The sequence below is a fragment of the Rahnella sp. GSA61A genome (genome assembly GCF_019969905.1).
GTDB lineage: Bacteria > Pseudomonadota > Gammaproteobacteria > Enterobacterales > Enterobacteriaceae > Rahnella > Rahnella aceris.
The window spans coordinates 165,416-182,830 of sequence record NZ_JAHXYO010000007.1; the positions used below are offsets into that span (position 1 = coordinate 165,416).

The window sequence follows — 17,415 nt, forward strand, 5'->3', positions numbered from 1 at the left end:
GGAATTACGCGACGTTTTTAGCATCATCGCTAAAACGATAACGGTACAAAGCCAGATCGCGGGCCATTATTCGTGCCGCTTTCATGGCCTGACGTGCAGATCGCCATTGGCCGCAGGTACCAAAACCCTGCACCTTCCAGTCGCGGGAACTGCACCCCGTACGACACGCTATCCTGGCGGTAAACTGCCCCTTGCCGTTTCGAATCACCTCGGGACGAAAACTCAGGTGCCCCGTACGGTTAGTGAACCAGTCGTTGTCGTTCTGCCCAAGCACAGCAGAACAATGTGCCAGGACATCGGACGCCTTCTGTAAAATTGAAATGATGATTTTCATGGTGTTTCTCCTGCAGTTGAGCGGAGAAACCTTTACCCATGCGGGGAAAGTTTTCCCCGCATGGGTGGTCAGTTAGGTTGTCCTGTCAGGACATGTGTGAAGCGCAATTAATAATAGTAAACAGCCTCGACGCCTTTACGGAAACCATAGTTCCAGGCATGTTCATCTGTGGTGTGGCCAAGAAGGACGAGCTCGGTCACATACTTCTGAAAAAGATAATCAGGTATCAGGCCGGACTCGCAAGCATGACCAAGCTGTTCAGCAATCCAAATTATTTCCCAGGTTCGTGATGGGAAGCCGTCAGCATCGACGTCATCTGCAATACCACAACGCTCAAATGCGCGGATCGTCAGCAATGCTGTTTCAATTTCAGAAACCAGCACGATGAAATCGACAGTTAAACGCGTACACGCGTGGATACGCCCGACAGTGATGTCGTATGAAGACATGGTAAATTCCTCGAAGTAAAGGGGTACCATGCCCACAGGGAGCAAAGTCCCGGCAGAGTAAAAATAGTGAAAAGCTAGAAGGCAAAACGTCGTGAGGTAGAGCAAAAAGAGTAAAACGTGTGAAGTGAGCCTTAACCCGAAGGTCTCTGTTTGCAAAGGTTAACAGATTTAACGTAATCGCCCGAAAGCGCCATCTCTCAGATCATGATGGCATTGGCATGTGATTACCCGAAGGCGTTCCTCTCAAATCACCGGAACATTGGCAGTTGTCAGAGACAACGTAAGCAAATTAATCGTACACAATCCGTGCATCTCCGGCAATAGCGTCAACGCAAAGATTTTCCCACGTCGTTCTATAAGCCCAGGAGATAAACTCCTCAGCGGAAATGCCGCTACTGCCCATAATATTTACCTTAAATGAATCGTTGTCGAAATCGACATTGTAAATAAAGTCTTCGGTAATTCGGACTTGATACTTACGCCAGTCAGCATCTAATACAACGGCTGAAGATATATCAGTGGTAAGCCCAAAATAGTCGGGCATGTTAACGTCGCCCTCATAGGTATATTTCCAGTATACGCGCCCAATAACCGAATGCGCTGCACAAACGACAACCTTTTTACTCATCGCTCTCTACCTTATTATAAACACGAGTGACGTAATGTCCCCGACCATCTCCATGGCCTAAATCCATGGACACTAATGCCTCGGCTTCTTTCTGGCTGAATCCCTTGTCTAAATGGTATTTCATGGCATCTCTTGAATAAGCATATCGCAAACTGTGAGGAGCATATTTACCAACAAGACCGGCCTCTCTGACAATATTGCGGTATCGTTCGATGGCAAGGTGTATCCCCGCTTTATCTATCAGTTTCCCGTTGTTATTTTTCATAAAGCGTATTGCATTATTTACGACGCTAAGCAAAGTCTGGCGATCAATTATCGTCGTATCGCGAGGTCGCCCCCCTTTCGTACCGAAGACAATCCTGACTTTTTCCTGGTCACTCTGAAGAACCTTTTGCCAGGTCATTAATGACTTAACAGATTGCATCGTTTCTTCCGTACGTAAACCAAGATGTCGCGATAATTCCATGGCGATCGCAGCACCCGCATCGACTTCACGGATTTTATCAAGAGTCTCTTTATATACATCATCAGGAATAGCGACTTTGGTACCCTCTCGGCTGGTTCCTGAAATACCTAACGCCGCATTGCTTAATTTCTCATGCTCTGGATTAGCCATAAACGTTTTACCCGCAGTGCGAAGTATCGCCCGGATTGCTGCCATTTCATTTTGCAACGTACGTTTGGATATGTTCTCTGAAAGCCGGCTTTTTATGTAAAGCGTAATATGCTGTGTTTTCAAGTTCCCGGCATCGCGAATTTGAATATTCATTTTTAATAAACGGTCTGCCAAACGATCGGCTATTTTCATTCTGTCGGAAACGGTCTTAAAACTGCCTCCCGCCTGGCGAGCAAGTGTGACCAGGCTTTTATTTAATTTCGCCATAAACACTCCAAATTGACACAAGGTGAGTTAGGCATTCCGTCCTGGTGAACGGAATGCCTAACTCACCGGCTCCCCGGATACTTCAGTCAAAAACATCTCACCCCGACGGCACGGTTAATTTTGCGCTTCCTGCGTCTCAACAGACATCTGTGCATCGGGGCGGCGAAATGTTGAGTTCTTGCGAGGCTCCCCAGGTCTCAGACCTGTTCGCGGCTTACGCCGGGCTGATTTACATCAGTCTACCTCCACACACCAGCTTCCTGGTGTCGCCATCGATGTCGTGTTGATTTACCTCCTCTAATTTAAAAGTTGTCTTCATACGAGTTTCCGCTGATAAGACAGTTGGTGAGTGATTAATGACCTGAATGACAGTTAAACGATCTGTTATGCGTTTTAAAACCGTCACTACGTGTTGGTCAGATGGTAGAAATGTTGTTGAAGTGGCAGTACGTCAGTGCTGCCGGTTGTGCGCTGCGCGCGTCACTTGGTACTCGTTTCACTCGAACGCAAGTGACGCCGCGCTCCTTCTGCTCTCAATGCGAACGTGGAAGATGCCAAATTTCAATTGGCATACCCACGGTCCGCAAAGTTCGCAACCGGTAGCTGACGTCAAAGCATCAAATCGAAGTGAAACTGCAGTGAAAACTGCAAAACGTAATTGCGTAAAAATCAGCAAATTGAAGTAGAAGAGACCTTACCGCGATCCAATCGCGATCCCCATTCTCAAAGGTTAACGGGGGTACCGCCCGAAGGCGCCACCTCTCAGGTTACGGCGGCATTGGCATTGCGATCACCCGAAGGCGCCCCTCTCAGATCGCTGGAGCATTGGCATGTTGCGTAAGCAACTTAAAGCAAAGGCATATTAAAACTAAGGCGACTGCCTTTGCAAGTAATTAAGCAGACACATAATGAGTAAGCCATTGTAGAAACTTTGGTCTATTCATTTAACTGCGCTTCCTGTCTTTGGTAAGAGAAGTCACGTATTCGCTAATTTCTTTCAGATCGTCTTCTATTTCTTTAATGTTCGGGTAAGGGTCTCCCACCGCATTAGCGCTATCATGACCAGTAAAATAAGTACTGCATTTAGACATAGCATTGGTTATTTTTGATATATCATCCTGGGTTATATCTAGCACTTTCGTTAATCTTTGGGTCTGGACAGACCTTTCAAAACGAGTAATGACTTTATTTAACAACTTTTCCTCTATTAGTCGCTCCCAAGCCTCACGCAAATAACCATAAAAGTCCCTTGATGCACTTCTAAATTCGGATACAGTTCCAGTTATATCTATTTTTCTTAATGACTGTAATTTAACATTTAACTGGCTAATTCTTTTTGAAGTAGTTAAAGCGTCCCAAGGAGCCGTTTCTCTTACAATACCAGAATATTGGCGAGTACGTTCCAATGTAAGACATTTACAACTCGCGTTTAGTGCATCTACATTTTCTAGAAGGTATTTATAGAATACAATATCATGCGTAAACACAATGACCTGCCGCTCAAGCGATTCCTTAACCAATCTTTTCGCAACCCGCATCATCCACTGATGACTGAGAGAATTAACGGGGTCGTCGAAAATAACGCCAGAACGTCTATTTTCCGCCTTAATTTCAGCTAAGAAATTGGCAATAGCAATACACCTTTGCTCTCCCTCACTAGCTACTTTAGAGACTGTGCTTTCACTTGCACCATCGATTATTAATTTTACCTGTTGCTCACCCCCTCTGTTCCTAGATTGAATTTTAACCTCAAACCTATCAAAGTTAAAATCATTAAGCTCATTATTAAAACAATCAACTAATTTTGCCAATATGGTTTGTCTATTTAAAGCTGCTGACAATACAGAAATAGATTGAGTGTTGCATTGCTCATAAATCCTCTTCAATTTCTCAATTTCGATATAACGAGATATATTAGACTCAATAGCGCTTCTATTTTCTTTAATTATTTTCTTGTCGAGCAACAATTCTAATTGTTTTTGTTTGGATTCAATTATAGATTTGGTGTTTGCATCATCTTGCAACTTTTGGATCAGGTCGTTAATGTTGTCTATTATTTTTAACAGCGATTTATAAAAGTCAATACGGATTTTTTTTGGTTGCTCTTCAAATAATTCCGCCTTGAAATATTCTTTTCTCTCCAAAAATCCATCGCTAAATATATTTAACTTATCACCCAACCCATCCTCATATGAATCCAATATAGGTTTCACTCCAAAATATGGTGTGAAATCACATCCTTTATTGAGTATTTTATTCAGCTCTGTTTGGTATCTCGATTTTGCCAACCTTGAAAGAGTAGAAGCATTATTATTCAAAAAATCATGCAGTTTTGCTAACCTGGACTCGCTTTCATCATTTATTCCCTGTAAACACAAGGGACAAACATCTCCTTTTTTCATTGGGAAATGCTCGCAAGATTCACTGTTCAGGATGAAATTTTTAGCACCTTCCCATAATTGAACCCACTCCTGATTTGCTACGCCTTGGATAGGTAAACCTCCGAGAGTTAACTCACGGAGATTTTCAGCTGCAATTGACTTGGCCTTAAATTCATTTTGCAATGACTTGATATTTTCGATGTTCTTCTTACCAAGTAACTCTATGATTTCATCGCAAAAATCCTTTAAGGGTGTTAACGCTAAAATTTCGCCCTTTAATTTTTTCCTTATTGTTTCTACCGATTGCAAACTTAATTCGAGAATTGATTTTCTTAATGGTTCTATAGAGGATATTTCAGCATCAGTGCACTCATGGTTTTTAATATCATCTACATTAGTTTTAGCTGATATCGAGTTATAAAAAATTGCCGATTCGTTTTGATTTTTTAAAGGATTTAAATTAATTATCCCATTCCCTGGCTGAATATCTTCTTCAATTATCCCTTTAATATAATTAATCGCGCCAACCAACTCAGTCAAAACATGAATGCCTATTGGTTTAATTGATAAGCCACCTTCATCATTGACGTAATGGAAGGCTGACGAGCTATCGAAGACTCTTATAGACTTCAGTGATGGGTTGCTTTCACAATCCTCGCTCCAAACGACAGTGGTGAGATCATCATTTACATTTATGTTTAAAGTTGCCTCAGGAGCAGGGTTGACAGTATTGAAAACATTACTCTTTACCAATGGGGCTATTCCACGAGTTAAACAGGTATTTTTTAGTATGCCTGTGTAGCTGGATTTTCCGGCTCCATTATCCCCATAGACTATGTTAATACCTTCTTTTGCAAATATAAGAGACTGATCCTCAGCCAGAGCTGCCACTCCCTTAACGTCACAAAGTGAGCCTAAGGTGATTTGATCCTGCTCATCAACAAATCCTGAAACATCCATTTTCCCTATGAGGGTTTGATAGTCAGCGTCAATCTCTATCAAACCATGTTCCATTTTTGCTATCGCATGAATCCTTTCATAATGTTCAACAGTTAATTTCCCTTCGTTTAAAGCTAACTGCATAGCGAATCGCCACCAGTTATGCTTTGAATTGGCCCACGTGGCTATATCCTCAATCGCTGACATTTATGCATTCCTCTGCAAGAAATCTTTCTATGTTGGAAGATAAGCAATACTAAAACTCTTGATATCAAGATTTTCCCCTCAACATTATTCGCTTGTCAACTTAGGCTCTAGAACTATCAAAGAACTTGTCAACATTAATGTGAAACAACCCTATATACACATAAATATTGCAACCTAATCTCGTCGGGTTAGGCTACACCCCAATGTGACACACTCATTGGGGAAGCTAATGTCAGGGCAACAAATTGGTTATGTACGCGTTAGTTCTGAAGATCAATCAGTAGAGCGCCAACTTAATGGGCTCCATCTTGATAGGGTTTTTATCGATAAGGTTTCCGGTAAAGATACTAACCGCCCCGAGCTGAAGCTTTTACTATCGTTTGCGCGTGAAGGCGATACAGTCGTTATACACAGCATGGACCGGCTTGCCAGGAACTTAGACAATCTAAGAAGCTTGGTGAAGGAATTAACTACCAAAGGGGTACAGGTTAAGTTTATTAAAGAAGGGCTAACCTTCAGCGGTGACGATTCACCGATTGCCCAACTACTTCTGTCAGTTATGGGAGCATTTGCTGAATTTGAACGTTCTCTCATCAAAGAACGGCAGCGAGAAGGCATCGAACTGGCAAAAAAACGTGGGGCATATCGAGGGCGTAAAAAATCTTTAGATACACAAGAAATTGAGAATATTAAACGACTGGTCGCTGAAGGTAAGAACAAGTCTCATCTAGCGAAACAATTCGGCATTAGTAGAGAAACCCTATACCGCTACATTCGTGGATCATGAAGATAGAACACTGAGACGATGCTAAAACAGACTTTTTAATTATCTTTCCTTGTTGTTCAGCAACCTAGGATTTTCTAATTCATCGAGCTTCACAATTCAAAACGCACACGATTATACTGTATATAAAACCAGTAATTAATAAGGGTGCGTTATGACCATTTTTTATCCAATCCCGGACCCACTGAAGCTTATGATACCTTTTTTCCAGGATAAGGTGCAGGCGGGTTTCCCTTCACCCGCACAGGATTACATTGAAAAAGGTATTGATTTAAATGAACTTTGTGTGAATCACCCCGCAGCAACCTACTTTGTTATGGCTACAGGGATGAGTATGGTTGATGCCGGTATTTATGAAGGTTCACTGCTGGTCGTAGACCGAAGCCTGCAGGCAAAACACGGAGATATCATTATTGCATCGCTGGCTGGTGAATACACAGTTAAGCGGCTTTGCCTTCACCCTATAGTTAAGCTCGTACCAATGAATCCGGATTTTCCCCCAATTATTCTCCACGACGGAGGCGACGAGCTGGAGGTTTTTGGTGTTGTGACGTTCAGCATCAATGGGTTTCAATGATGTTTGCTCTCGCCGATGTGAACAGCTTCTACGCCAGCTGCGAAACAGTGTTTCGCCCTGACTTACGGGGACGACCTGTCGTCGTTCTAAGCAACAACGATGGTTGTGTAATAGCACGCAGCGCAGAAGCCAAAAAACTAGGTATCCGGATGGGAGATCCGTTCTTCAAAATGCGTGACATCTTCGAAAAGCACAAGATTGTTACCTTCAGCAGTAACTATGCGCTTTACGCGGACATGAGCTCACGGGTAATGACTGTATTAGAGGAAATGTCACCAGCCGTCGAAATATACAGTATTGATGAAGCATTCATGAACCTGCAAGGCGTCAGTAATTGTAAGAATCTTGAGGAGTTCGGACGTGAAGTTCGAGCTAAAGTTCTCCAATGGACCGGTCTGACTGTGGGTGTTGGTATTGCCCCGACTAAAACATTAGCAAAATTAGCAAATTACAGTGCCAAAAAATGGACAAAGACTGGGGGAGTTGTCGATCTCTCACTTGTTAGTCGTCAAAGAAAACTGATGGCATTGGTTGATGTAGGAGAAGTTTGGGGTGTAGGCCGACGTATATCGAAAAAGCTCAATGACATGGGCATCAAGACGGCGCTCCAATTGGCTGAAACCCCGACGCCATTTATTCGCAAGCATTTCAATATTGTCTTAGAGCGGACCGTTAGAGAACTTCGCGGTGAGCCTTGTTTGGAGCTCGAAGAGTTCGCACCTACGAAACAGCAGATAGTCTGTTCCCGTTCATTCGGCGACAGAGTTACTGAGTACGACATGATGCGTGAAGCAATTTGCAGTCATGCCGTGCGTGCAGCAGAAAAACTACGCGGCGAGCATCAGTTTTGCCGGCATATCTCAGCATTCGTTAAAACCAGCCCTTTTGCCGTGAATGAAGTCTATTACGGCAAGACCGCTAGTACGAAGTTACAGATCCCCACACAAGATAGTCGGGACATTGTGGCTGCAGCTACTAAATGCCTTGATGCAATCTGGCAAGATGGACACCGTTTCCAAAAATGCGGAGTCATGCTAGGAGACTTTTATAGCCAGGGTGTAGCGCAATTAGGCCTGTTTGATGAGTATAAGCCGCGCTCTAATAGTGAGCAGTTGATGGCAGTGCTCGATGGTATCAATCATAGCGGCAAAGGTCGGGTATGGTTTGCTGGCCAGGGGATCCAGAAAAGTTGGGAGATGAAACGTCAAATGCTTTCTCCCGCTTACACAACTCGCTTCAGTGACCTTATGCGCGTTAAGGTTTAAACCAGCAGGTCATTTCTATATTTTTATTCTGGTTTCCTTCTTCAATACATAATCTAAAAATGCCGCAACAGATGACGACAAGACATCCGCTTGAGTCTATTTGCTTGCCATGATATTTTGGGTTGAGTGATTTATAACCAAAGAGTGATAAAGATTATGTCGCAAGGTTTTGATCCGAAAGATCTTGAGGAAATTTGCTCCAGGAAACCAACAAAATTCAAAATGAAGAAAGCAGATTACAAAGAACTTGGTCGTAATACGGTTTTGGGGTCTGTTGATCTTGTCTTCGGAGCCTTAGGCGCTGCGGTTCTTACTGTAGGAGCATTGAATAATAGCAATAAAGTCATCTCAAAATCCGAAAGCGATGATCTTGGTTATGGTTACAAAGACGGTAACCAAGGGTACGGTTATTATTTTGGTGATATTAAAGATGACGACTAGTAACTGAGAATCCATTCCAAGTTACTAGTCTTTGTTATTTTATGCCTTTAGTTGCAGCCGATGTTGCAGCATCCTTTGCCAATTTACCTCCCTTTTCACCTGCTTCCTGCGGCATTTTGCCTCCTTGTGACAAAGACTTCGCTACATCACCTACATTTACTCCTATCCAACCTAGCATCCCAACCCAGAACATGGGGAAGACCACATACATCATTCCCAACACCAGGTTCATGATCCAACCATCAGCGGTTGAGCTGGTAAATTCTGCAAAAGGCACGCTGCTGTTCGAAATGCCCTGCGCGGACATGCTGTCATACAAAATGGTAATCATCCTGTCATCGAGCCAGCCCGCCAGTTCCCACCAAAATGTAATGAATATCAGTGCAAACAACGCAAACGAAATGGTCACCACCGTCTTAGGTTCATAGGCGCTGAACATCATCAGCACCGGAATGACGATTATAATCATCATCTCCAGCAGAGCTTGTATCATTGGCAATGCCTGCTTCAGCGCATCAAACCCCGGCAACGCTTCCGCCTGCTTAATTCCCACACCAATTGTCGACACGAGGCGGGTCACGTTAAATGCCAGGCCTGAGCCCACATCACTGCTGCCAGTAGCATAAGTCTCACCGCTGCCTGAAAGCCCAACGTTGCGCGGACTCACCAGCCAGCGCAGTGCCATCTCCTCCCACTGATCCTTGCTAAATTTCCGCTGTAGCTCTGCCTTAGTCGACTCATCCATATTGGCCAGCACCCGGGCCTTCAGGCCATTAGTGCCATCAGACCACCACTGTTTACAGGTAGGATATCCACCTTTTCCCACATCCGGATAGCCGCTGTCCCGGGCATTGTCATACGGCCACTGGCTGCGCGGGCTGGTCGATGTGTAATAATCATAGTAACCACTGGTATTGAGAAAGTAGCTGCTGCCTATCCACCCTACTGAATTGATTGTTGCGTCACTCAGCTGGCTGTTGCTGTTTTTAAGCTTGAAGTAAGAACGGGAATAGCACTGATCTGCAAAGTCCTGCACTTCCTGCAGCACTATAGGGTCGCGAATTTTGGTGTTTTGCACGTCAAAGCGCATCTGGCGGAGCTGGTCTCCGCAGGGGATCGAGGCAATCATCGCCTGGGTGATGCCCTTGGATATCATATGCAACAGATACCACCAGACCGGGACTTCTGCCGTCTTGCCGTCAAAGTCGTTAACCAGCCCCTTGTAACCGGAGTTCTGGGGCGTAGGTACGCTTACACCGCACTGTTTCGCCCGTGAAGTATCGAATTTAATGGTGCTGATATCGACCGGCAACAGCGGAATGCAGCAGAACAGCATCACGCAAAATGATACGTAGAGCGCGTGCTCAACCCGCGGCAGTGCAAGAACACCTTTATTCCCCTCATCGGCGCCTTCTTCTCGCACCTTCAACCAGATACCCAGAACCTTGAAAACCAGAGGCAGCGCGAAAAGTCCCGTACTAATAAGGATGTTCCACAGGGCGTTATTCAGCATCCAGCCGAACAACACCAGGAAGTACTCCAGAAAACTGTTGGCCGTCATGACGCCTCCTTATGCCAGTACGGAACGCCAGGCGGCGAATTCGATAACGATAATAAAACCTGCCGCCATCCACTCAAGGCGATGAAGTGATTGACCCGGAGATTTCTTCACAACCTGCGGTCGCACAACATAAAACCAGGCCCAGCAAAGCCCGGTATACATTGTCAGCCGCCAGACAAACAGACCGTACCGGCTTGCACTCAGCCAGTCGCGCACCTTATGCCCATCCGGATCGACTTCAAACAACACTGAGGCAATGAAGAAAAGCCCCACAGTCAGCGCGAGGATAACCAGAAAAGCCAGCACGAAACGGCGCGTACGACCAAAACGACGCTGAGGGGAGACGGGTATCGTCATTATTGTGCTCCTGATTTCTGGCTCATGTTATTGAATCCCTGATCCTGACTTCCGCTGTGCTGCTGCAGACGGCTGTCCTGATTGCGTACACCCTGACGTTCCAGGGTCGTGAGCAGACTGTTATTGCTGATGGACTTTCTCAATGCCATTTCGTTACTCAGCGCGGCCAGCTCCCGGTCGAGCGCATCAACGCGACGGTCCCCCTCGGCCAGCGCTTCCGGCTGGTCGGCCGCATTGGGTTCAGACTGGCCGGTAGTCAGCATGCGTCGCATTGTCAACGCCTGTTCCACGGTGTCAGACATGGCCAGTTCTCCTGCGAGGCGCTGTACCAGTGCGGCACTGTCCGGGTCATCCTTCAGTGACTGGATCACGCCGCGGGTCACGACCAGGCTGCCCGTTTTCAGCTTGGCCAGGTTGTCGGTAGTCGGCGCTTCAGAACCCCCGACCAGTTTGGTTAACTGCTCGAGGTTTTCTTTAGTGGTATCTTCAAGTATCGGTGAAAAGCCGGTACCGGCGACCGTGCTGCCGGCGGCATTTTCATCGCCGCCGCCGCCGCACTCGCTGGCATCACGACAAGTTCTAATCGACCTGTCACCCAGCACTTTCACCACCGCGCTCGCAGCAGTCTCGGAGTTCGGATAACGCTGGCAAACGGACCCGTTACAGCTGGAAGCTCCCACGCTGCTGTTGCTGGTCACCGGCAGGTTGTTCATCATGTTGTAACCAGCCTTGGCCAGGTCATGCGTCGGTTTGATTGCCGGCTGGCCTTTGCCGCCACGCTTCTGGCCCCCGATCCATGTAGCACCTTCCTCACCCGTCGCCTTCTGCAGCTTCTGGTCGCTGCTAACGGCATCGCCGTCGCTGGAGGCGACAATATCCTTGTACTCCTCGGTGACGGCCGCCTGCGTCCACTTGCTTCCCATCGTGTAATCGGCCATTTTATTGGCCATGTTCTGACAGTTGAGTTTGGCCTTGTCAAAACTCAGTCCGGCCTGCAGCACGCCGTTGGTCAGCATTTCATACAGCCCGGGATTGGCGCGCTGGATAATCATCGCCGGCATACTGGAGACCGCGCCGGTAGCCCCCTGCATCACGGTGCCCATCAGATCCTTAAAGCCGCTGGTCACACCGTTAAGCTGATTACCTACCGTCGTTTTCAGGTCAAAATTACCGCACATCAGGTCGCTGCTCATTCCGGCGTTCATGCCCAGACGCGTCATGCTGTTTCGGGAAGCGGGCGGCGATATGACCGAGCCGCCGCCAATGGAATAAAACAGGCCGTCACTGATGGCCCCGTTGGCAGAAGCGCCGCTGGGAGAGGTGGTGACCTCAGCGTATGCATTGGGTGTGCCGCTGGCTAACATCACCAGCAACGTCAGCGGGAGAGCGAGAGGGACTTTTTTTAGCATTGTCATAGTGTGAGTCTCACGAAAAATCAGTGCTGGAAAGGAAGGTCTGACCGCGGCGTTTACAGCAGCTGTAAGGTTGCCAGAGTGCCCAGGCATAATTACCGTCCTGAGAAACCGTCGCGCCGGTGTCGGGGAAGACTGCACAGGTGGTCGAGAGCGTCGGAGAAAGACGTTGCCATTTATGGTTTTGGGTACCGGTATTCTCTTTCACCGGTGCAGGTGGCCAGTAGCCTGGGGATTGCTGACCTACCAGCGGCTGGTAGACGTGCAGTTGACCAGTGCGAGTGATGACATCGGCCACGCGCTGGGCGACGACGGCTGCGGACTTATACGCGTCCTGCTGGGTGACAAAACCGCTACGCGGATAGATGTTTCCCCACATATTGGCCCCGGCCTGACTGCCCAGCTCACGCTGTCCGGGGATAAGGGCTTCCGGGTACAGGCCTTCCGGCAGGCCGCTTCGCCAAACCAGCGCATCGAGCGAACTGACAAAGTAAGGAACAAAAGGCGTGGCGGCGGACTTGCAGGAGTAACCTGCTATCTGTCCTCCGATAAGCGTGGTGGCCGGATGGCCATAGGCATCGGCATAGTGAAAATGTAGATTCTGTTTACGCAGCCCGGGGGCCTTCATTTCTTGTTGTCCCCCGCCCGCGCTGACGCCGCCCAGAGAACCGATGACACTGCTTTCTCCGCTGCCAGCCGCACCGCTGACAGCGGACATTTCCGTCCAGGGATTATCGCCGGGGCCGGAATAGGCTGACACCACAGCTTCCGGGATGAAATGTTCAACCTTCACGGACGTTTTGACAGAACAGCCAAAAGGCGTACAGAGGAGCCAGTAGCAGATCCCCTTCACCTTCCAGCCGATACAGGAGACGCTGGCTGCACTGGAAATCAGGCTGGCGGTGTTGACGCTGGCCCCACACAGCCCACTTCCGGTCAACAACGTAGCCAGCAGCAGCCGGCGGGAACGGGGTGAGGAAAATATCATTGGTTTTCCCCTCGCCAGTCCGCCAAATGGTGCATGGCCACACTGACGTCCGTAGTACCGTAAACCACCCATTTATCGTCAAACACGACCGCAGGATATTTGGACAGCCCGAGTGACCAGGCTTTCATCACCCCTTGATAGGCGCTGGTCAATTGCCGTTGTTGAGATGAGAACGCGGGTGAGTTGAGAACATCCCGGGCCTGTTTTTCAGCCAGGGCGGGATTTGTCGGGAGGGTGCCAAAGATATCCGTTTGAACATGCTCGGGCGCATCGAGATATACGACAGGGATATCGGGTGAAGGGGAACTAACGGGGTTCGAACTGTCAGTATAAATGACGGTACCGGCGCAGGCACTGGCAGACAGGCACAGTGCCGACAAACAGCTGATTAGTTTTTTCATAGTGAACACTCCCTAAGCGGATAACCCGCCTAAAGTGCGTCGATACGCTGTTCACGTCAGTAAATAACTCAATATCTGACTACGAAAATTTATCCGGTCTGCTCGTCAGCATCCTGCTCTGCACGCCACTTCAGGTATTTCAATTCCGCATGGAAATATCCCATACAAAGTCCCGAAAACAAGTTCTGTCGGATTTCTTCCGGTTGCTATGACCTACTTTTATCAAGCTTTGCTGAAATATCATCTATGATTTTATTCTTCTCACCCATCCAGTTCTGAAACACATCCACTCGTTCATTTATAAAAGGATGGTCTTTAGCAGACGCAGAAAGCAGAAATGCAATAGCCTGTCCGACATCAATACAAAGCAATAAGGCCCCGTTTACCTGATAACTGTTTTCACCATAAATGCCAGTATGCGAAAAGGCGTGAAATTTATCATCAACCACACCGCTGTCATGCAGATGGTGAGATATTGCTTTGATGTTTGGATGCGCACCATACTCAATAGACAAGTCGTAGAGTTTTTTCACGTAGTCAGACATATCTGGTGAGATATATCTAAGTTTGGCTGTTGCCGCTACAATAGTAAAAACCTTACGGCAGTTATCAGTCGCAGTTTTGGATTTACCTCTGTTAAACCAAATTTCACTCATCTTCTTATCGGATGATGTAAGATATGCATAACAGGCTGACTCTAGTGCTGCACGAGCTACCGGAAGCACTGCGACTTGGTGACCAGATAGTGCCTGAAGAACAGCATTTGAAAGCATCATATACGAATTCATCGCCAGCAGCATGGTTGCAGCGTTTGCGTCATATTCATAGGCGAAAATCTCTTGATGAAAAATCCTGTCCATCTCATGAATCATCCCCATTAAGTCGGGTGCTTTTTTCTCATGATAAACAAGATTTTCTATGGCTGCTTTCAGATAGTTTAAAAGTGTATCAGCTTCAATCTTCACAGCATCATCCAATATGATTTTGTTGTGGATCACTTTATCCTTTCGGCTATGAACTGTAAACGATAACCCCTGCGATATTTATTACCTAGTGATCTGAAAAATCCATCTTGGACTAACTCGTCCACCAACACTAAAAAAATTCATTGTGACGCAAGTTAATTTCGAAACTATACACAAGATTATTAAAGCCTCAGAGGAATTAATCAAAGAGTATGAGAGCGAGGAATGGAAGTTAAGTACTCTTTTTAAGCCATCTAAAATTCCGCTTAATTGTCAGCCCCATAGGAATCGACCTGCAGTAAGAACGAACCAACGCTATACCTGTGGTTAACATGTGATACAAGCAACTTTATAAAAACTAGAAATGAAAAATTAACCTTTAGCCCCATTGTAGAGGCTATTTTAAGGGCAAAAAATGAACTTAGGACATGCCATTAGTTAATATTCTGCATCAGTGGATTCTAATGTTTTGGTAATCATTGTTGTATCAAAAAACATGTTAATACCATCTTGATCTGAATTTTCCATTACGCGAGTTTCCGAAGTTCCAAAAGATAAGGTGTCATGATCGGAATGTTCAAGGACATTTGTAACCATTGTTGAACCAGTTAAGAAAACATCGGCGTCAGTGTTTTCAAGATTTTCTGACAACATTGTGCCATCTAGATAAATATTGGTATCATTATTTTCTATCGTAGATGTAGACAATGTACTCTCATAGGGTTGTTGATTCGGATTAACCACAACCATCTCTATTTCATCACTATAATTAAATAAATACGGTTTCATACTTTCCTCTGTTTTTTATTGAAGAATCAGATTTATACACAGGAATCTCTTGAGTTTTGTTTTCTTCCTGCCTGGATGAGGGGAATAGCTGTAAAAAAATCCAGAGAGTTATTGCAAGGAAGAAAACTCTAATGCTATATTTTTCGGCATTTCGCAAGAGCCCAACTTTATATACCCTTGCGTTGCTAATAGCTTTCCACTCAAAATACTGATATAGCAATACATAATTTTCTCCTTTTGCCTTTGAGATATCTTCATATCTATATTGGTGATAACCCCTCACTCTCAACACTTCAAAGATAAATACTCCCGCATTAATTATATTGGATATAGAGCTTATGCTAAAATACAAAATGAAAATATAAACAAATATAGAGCTTGAGTTATATGATACAATAATTGGTAAAAGGTATACAAGAAGCCCTGCAACTGTCGTAATAAACCCTAGTAAAAAACTAGCTTTATTGTAGGAAGATGATATGGCCTCTTTATTATCCTCTTTCTTCTCTTTCAGAAACTCCACTTGAATGTCATGTAATTCACTCTTTGTCGGTAGTAGTGTATTCTTATAATTATCAACTTCATTGGAGATATCAGTTTGCGTGTATTCAGAGCATAAGTCTCTATAGAATAACTTATAGTATAGTGAGAATTTATTCGTTTCAAAATCATATGTTAAAAAATAATAATGGGAAATGCCGATGCAAACATGAAATAGAGATATTCTTATTAGTGCGTTTTTTAATGGAGTATCAAAATTTTTATCACAAGAAATATGTAATAAAAATGACCAGTTTAATACTATACAAATGAGATGTTTAATTGTCACGGTCTAACATCCTAATAATCCTCTCTGATATCTTAACTCCAGTTTCTAACTCTAACCATAGCCATTGGCCGTTAGCATTCATCTCTAGAAAATACCAGATGTTACTTTTTACAATGAAATCAAAACAACCAAAATTAAGTTCAAAATGCTTCATATATTTTAAACACTGAGACTTGATAATTTCTGGTATATCAATAATGTCATAAACAATATTATTATTACTCTTTCTCCAATCAATTTTGTTATTGGATACAATTTTAACAGTAAAAAAACACTCACCTACTACAGTAACCCGTGTTTCATAATCTTTATTTTGATAGTACTGAAAATAAATAGGCGTATATTTTAAATTATCATCAGGATAATGATTTAAATAAATATTTGATTGCACTATCTCTTTTTTATTTCCGGTAATGATCATTCCGCTCGCTAAAGGTTTAACAATATACTTTTTCTTGCATTGAGAATTATCTTCAAAGGAAATGTGATTCCCAATGGTGAATTCAGGAATATTGAATCCTATTAAACGTGCAATTTTTGCTTGCGAAATTTTATTGTCGGCATATTTCATTTTAGATGGGGGCGACAAACAAAAACCGTCGAATGAATCAGCTATCCCCTCAATAAATGACATACACTCCCGATGAACAAACCCCCAGTACTTCTCATCAATTATATTTGAGAGGGGTTGTGGCGCAGGTTTACGATAATATATAGATTTACATGTGTAGGATGTTATTATAGCCCCGTCATTACTCTTAAGTATAAATCCATCTTCAGAATAAGAAACTTGGTAATTAAAAAAATCATCCGTATTAAATCTAAAAAAATCAATATGCTGGTATCTTGAAATCAAAAAATCACATGTTCGATCAAAGCTGCTTGTAATTATTAATGTTTTTTTCTCCATAGCCTTATATACCCGCATCCTTTTATTTGTTAAGGAACAAACTTGAGCAAGAGAGTTTCTGAATTAGTTAAGACCATTTACTCACTATCATAGAGGAATACTACCAATATTCTAATGAGTTGAGAAGTATAATTTATGTAGTCAGCTTGGCTACAAGCAATGAACTGACGTCATCCCTAACTTTTAATGCAACGCGATGTTAGTATTATCCGCTCCGCTTTGGCACAGAGCCGCCTATCAGATTAGCTTTGGTTTGTGTCGTAGTTGTGTCAAGTCAAGTCTGAGCTAATACAGCTAACGCACCTACGGCTTGTT

Annotated in this window: 18 protein-coding genes; 4 read left to right on the forward strand and 14 right to left on the reverse strand. The window is 44.6% G+C overall.

Annotated features, from left to right (window positions below):
• Positions 1-4: 4 nt before the first annotated feature.
• From LC431_RS11625 to LC431_RS11645, 5 genes are all read right to left on the reverse strand, one after another.
• Positions 5-334, reverse strand: a complete 330-nt coding sequence (locus tag LC431_RS11625) for a hypothetical protein (protein WP_223509844.1) — start codon at positions 332-334, stop codon at positions 5-7.
• A gap of 107 nt (positions 335-441) precedes the next feature.
• A complete protein-coding gene (locus LC431_RS11630; RefSeq protein WP_223509846.1) occupies positions 442-783 on the reverse strand; it encodes a hypothetical protein in 342 nt (113 codons plus the stop codon).
• Between the two features lie 289 nt (positions 784-1,072).
• Complete coding sequence (locus tag LC431_RS11635) at positions 1,073-1,411, reverse strand: hypothetical protein (RefSeq protein ID WP_223509848.1); 339 nt, start codon at positions 1,409-1,411, stop codon at positions 1,073-1,075.
• Entirely contained in the window at positions 1,404-2,294 is an 891-nt protein-coding gene (locus LC431_RS11640; RefSeq protein ID WP_223509850.1) for an integrase domain-containing protein, read from the reverse strand. Before LC431_RS11640 ends, LC431_RS11635 begins: the two co-directional genes overlap by 8 nt.
• 944 nt (positions 2,295-3,238) lie before the next feature.
• Positions 3,239-5,821, reverse strand: a complete 2,583-nt coding sequence (locus tag LC431_RS11645; RefSeq protein WP_223509852.1) for an AAA family ATPase — start codon at positions 5,819-5,821, stop codon at positions 3,239-3,241.
• Between the two features lie 229 nt (positions 5,822-6,050).
• Here LC431_RS11645 and LC431_RS11650 point away from each other — a divergent pair, with 229 nt between their 5' ends.
• The 4 genes from LC431_RS11650 to LC431_RS11665 all read left to right on the forward strand — a co-directional run bounded on the left by LC431_RS11650 (position 6,051) and on the right by LC431_RS11665 (position 8,888).
• Positions 6,051-6,608, forward strand: coding sequence for a recombinase family protein (locus LC431_RS11650; protein ID WP_072270520.1), 558 nt, complete (start codon positions 6,051-6,053; stop codon positions 6,606-6,608).
• Positions 6,609-6,759: 151 nt separating this feature from the next.
• On the forward strand, positions 6,760-7,182 hold the full coding sequence (umuD, locus tag LC431_RS11655; RefSeq protein ID WP_060435721.1) for a translesion error-prone DNA polymerase V autoproteolytic subunit: 423 nt from the start codon (positions 6,760-6,762) through the stop codon (positions 7,180-7,182).
• A complete protein-coding gene (locus LC431_RS11660; protein WP_060435763.1) occupies positions 7,182-8,447 on the forward strand; it encodes a Y-family DNA polymerase in 1,266 nt (421 codons plus the stop codon). Before umuD ends, LC431_RS11660 begins: the two co-directional genes overlap by 1 nt.
• Before the next feature lie 156 nt (positions 8,448-8,603).
• Positions 8,604-8,888, forward strand: a complete 285-nt coding sequence (locus tag LC431_RS11665) for a hypothetical protein (RefSeq protein ID WP_223509854.1) — start codon at positions 8,604-8,606, stop codon at positions 8,886-8,888.
• A gap of 34 nt (positions 8,889-8,922) precedes the next feature.
• Here the strand turns inward: LC431_RS11665 and LC431_RS11670 are convergent, their stop codons facing one another.
• From LC431_RS11670 to LC431_RS11710, 9 genes are all read right to left on the reverse strand, one after another.
• The gene (locus tag LC431_RS11670; protein WP_060435722.1) at positions 8,923-10,449 is read right to left on the reverse strand and encodes a conjugal transfer protein TraG N-terminal domain-containing protein; all 1,527 of its coding nucleotides are present in this window, start codon (positions 10,447-10,449) and stop codon (positions 8,923-8,925) included.
• A gap of 9 nt (positions 10,450-10,458) precedes the next feature.
• A complete protein-coding gene (locus LC431_RS11675; RefSeq protein ID WP_061552871.1) occupies positions 10,459-10,806 on the reverse strand; it encodes a hypothetical protein in 348 nt (115 codons plus the stop codon).
• Positions 10,806-12,170, reverse strand: coding sequence for an integrating conjugative element protein (locus LC431_RS11680; RefSeq protein WP_370633818.1), 1,365 nt, complete (start codon positions 12,168-12,170; stop codon positions 10,806-10,808). The genes LC431_RS11675 and LC431_RS11680 overlap by 1 nt, the downstream gene beginning before the upstream one ends.
• 61 nt (positions 12,171-12,231) lie before the next feature.
• The gene (locus LC431_RS11685; RefSeq protein ID WP_060435725.1) at positions 12,232-13,206 is read right to left on the reverse strand and encodes a TIGR03756 family integrating conjugative element protein; all 975 of its coding nucleotides are present in this window, start codon (positions 13,204-13,206) and stop codon (positions 12,232-12,234) included.
• Positions 13,203-13,607, reverse strand: coding sequence for a TIGR03757 family integrating conjugative element protein (locus tag LC431_RS11690; RefSeq protein WP_060435726.1), 405 nt, complete (start codon positions 13,605-13,607; stop codon positions 13,203-13,205). The genes LC431_RS11685 and LC431_RS11690 overlap by 4 nt, the downstream gene beginning before the upstream one ends.
• 206 nt (positions 13,608-13,813) lie before the next feature.
• Positions 13,814-14,605 carry a hypothetical protein gene (locus LC431_RS11695; protein WP_223509856.1) on the reverse strand — a complete coding sequence of 264 codons (792 nt, stop codon included), beginning with the start codon at positions 14,603-14,605 and terminating at the stop codon, positions 13,814-13,816.
• Positions 14,606-15,010: 405 nt separating this feature from the next.
• Positions 15,011-15,361, reverse strand: coding sequence for a hypothetical protein (locus LC431_RS11700; protein WP_223509857.1), 351 nt, complete (start codon positions 15,359-15,361; stop codon positions 15,011-15,013).
• Positions 15,342-16,190, reverse strand: a complete 849-nt coding sequence (locus LC431_RS11705) for a hypothetical protein (RefSeq protein ID WP_223509859.1) — start codon at positions 16,188-16,190, stop codon at positions 15,342-15,344. The genes LC431_RS11700 and LC431_RS11705 overlap by 20 nt, the downstream gene beginning before the upstream one ends.
• On the reverse strand, positions 16,180-17,100 hold the full coding sequence (locus tag LC431_RS11710) for a hypothetical protein (RefSeq protein ID WP_223509860.1): 921 nt from the start codon (positions 17,098-17,100) through the stop codon (positions 16,180-16,182). The genes LC431_RS11705 and LC431_RS11710 overlap by 11 nt, the downstream gene beginning before the upstream one ends.
• Positions 17,101-17,415: the final 315 nt, after the last annotated feature.

Coding starts and splice junctions, on each gene's coding strand:
- LC431_RS11625 (WP_223509844.1), bottom strand. CDS start 334: ATGAAAATCATCATTTCAATTTTACAGAAGGCGTCCGATGTCCTGGCA.
- LC431_RS11630 (WP_223509846.1), bottom strand. CDS start 783: ATGTCTTCATACGACATCACTGTCGGGCGTATCCACGCGTGTACGCGT.
- LC431_RS11635 (WP_223509848.1), bottom strand. CDS start 1,411: ATGAGTAAAAAGGTTGTCGTTTGTGCAGCGCATTCGGTTATTGGGCGC.
- LC431_RS11640 (WP_223509850.1), bottom strand. CDS start 2,294: ATGGCGAAATTAAATAAAAGCCTGGTCACACTTGCTCGCCAGGCGGGA.
- LC431_RS11645 (WP_223509852.1), bottom strand. CDS start 5,821: ATGTCAGCGATTGAGGATATAGCCACGTGGGCCAATTCAAAGCATAAC.
- LC431_RS11650 (WP_072270520.1), top strand. CDS start 6,051: ATGTCAGGGCAACAAATTGGTTATGTACGCGTTAGTTCTGAAGATCAA.
- umuD (WP_060435721.1), top strand. CDS start 6,760: ATGACCATTTTTTATCCAATCCCGGACCCACTGAAGCTTATGATACCT.
- LC431_RS11660 (WP_060435763.1), top strand. CDS start 7,182: ATGTTTGCTCTCGCCGATGTGAACAGCTTCTACGCCAGCTGCGAAACA.
- LC431_RS11665 (WP_223509854.1), top strand. CDS start 8,604: ATGTCGCAAGGTTTTGATCCGAAAGATCTTGAGGAAATTTGCTCCAGG.
- LC431_RS11670 (WP_060435722.1), bottom strand. CDS start 10,449: ATGACGGCCAACAGTTTTCTGGAGTACTTCCTGGTGTTGTTCGGCTGG.
- LC431_RS11675 (WP_061552871.1), bottom strand. CDS start 10,806: ATGACGATACCCGTCTCCCCTCAGCGTCGTTTTGGTCGTACGCGCCGT.
- LC431_RS11680 (WP_370633818.1), bottom strand. CDS start 12,170: ATGTTAGCCAGCGGCACACCCAATGCATACGCTGAGGTCACCACCTCT.
- LC431_RS11685 (WP_060435725.1), bottom strand. CDS start 13,206: ATGATATTTTCCTCACCCCGTTCCCGCCGGCTGCTGCTGGCTACGTTG.
- LC431_RS11690 (WP_060435726.1), bottom strand. CDS start 13,607: ATGAAAAAACTAATCAGCTGTTTGTCGGCACTGTGCCTGTCTGCCAGT.
- LC431_RS11700 (WP_223509857.1), bottom strand. CDS start 15,361: ATGAAACCGTATTTATTTAATTATAGTGATGAAATAGAGATGGTTGTG.
- LC431_RS11710 (WP_223509860.1), bottom strand. CDS start 17,100: ATGGAGAAAAAAACATTAATAATTACAAGCAGCTTTGATCGAACATGT.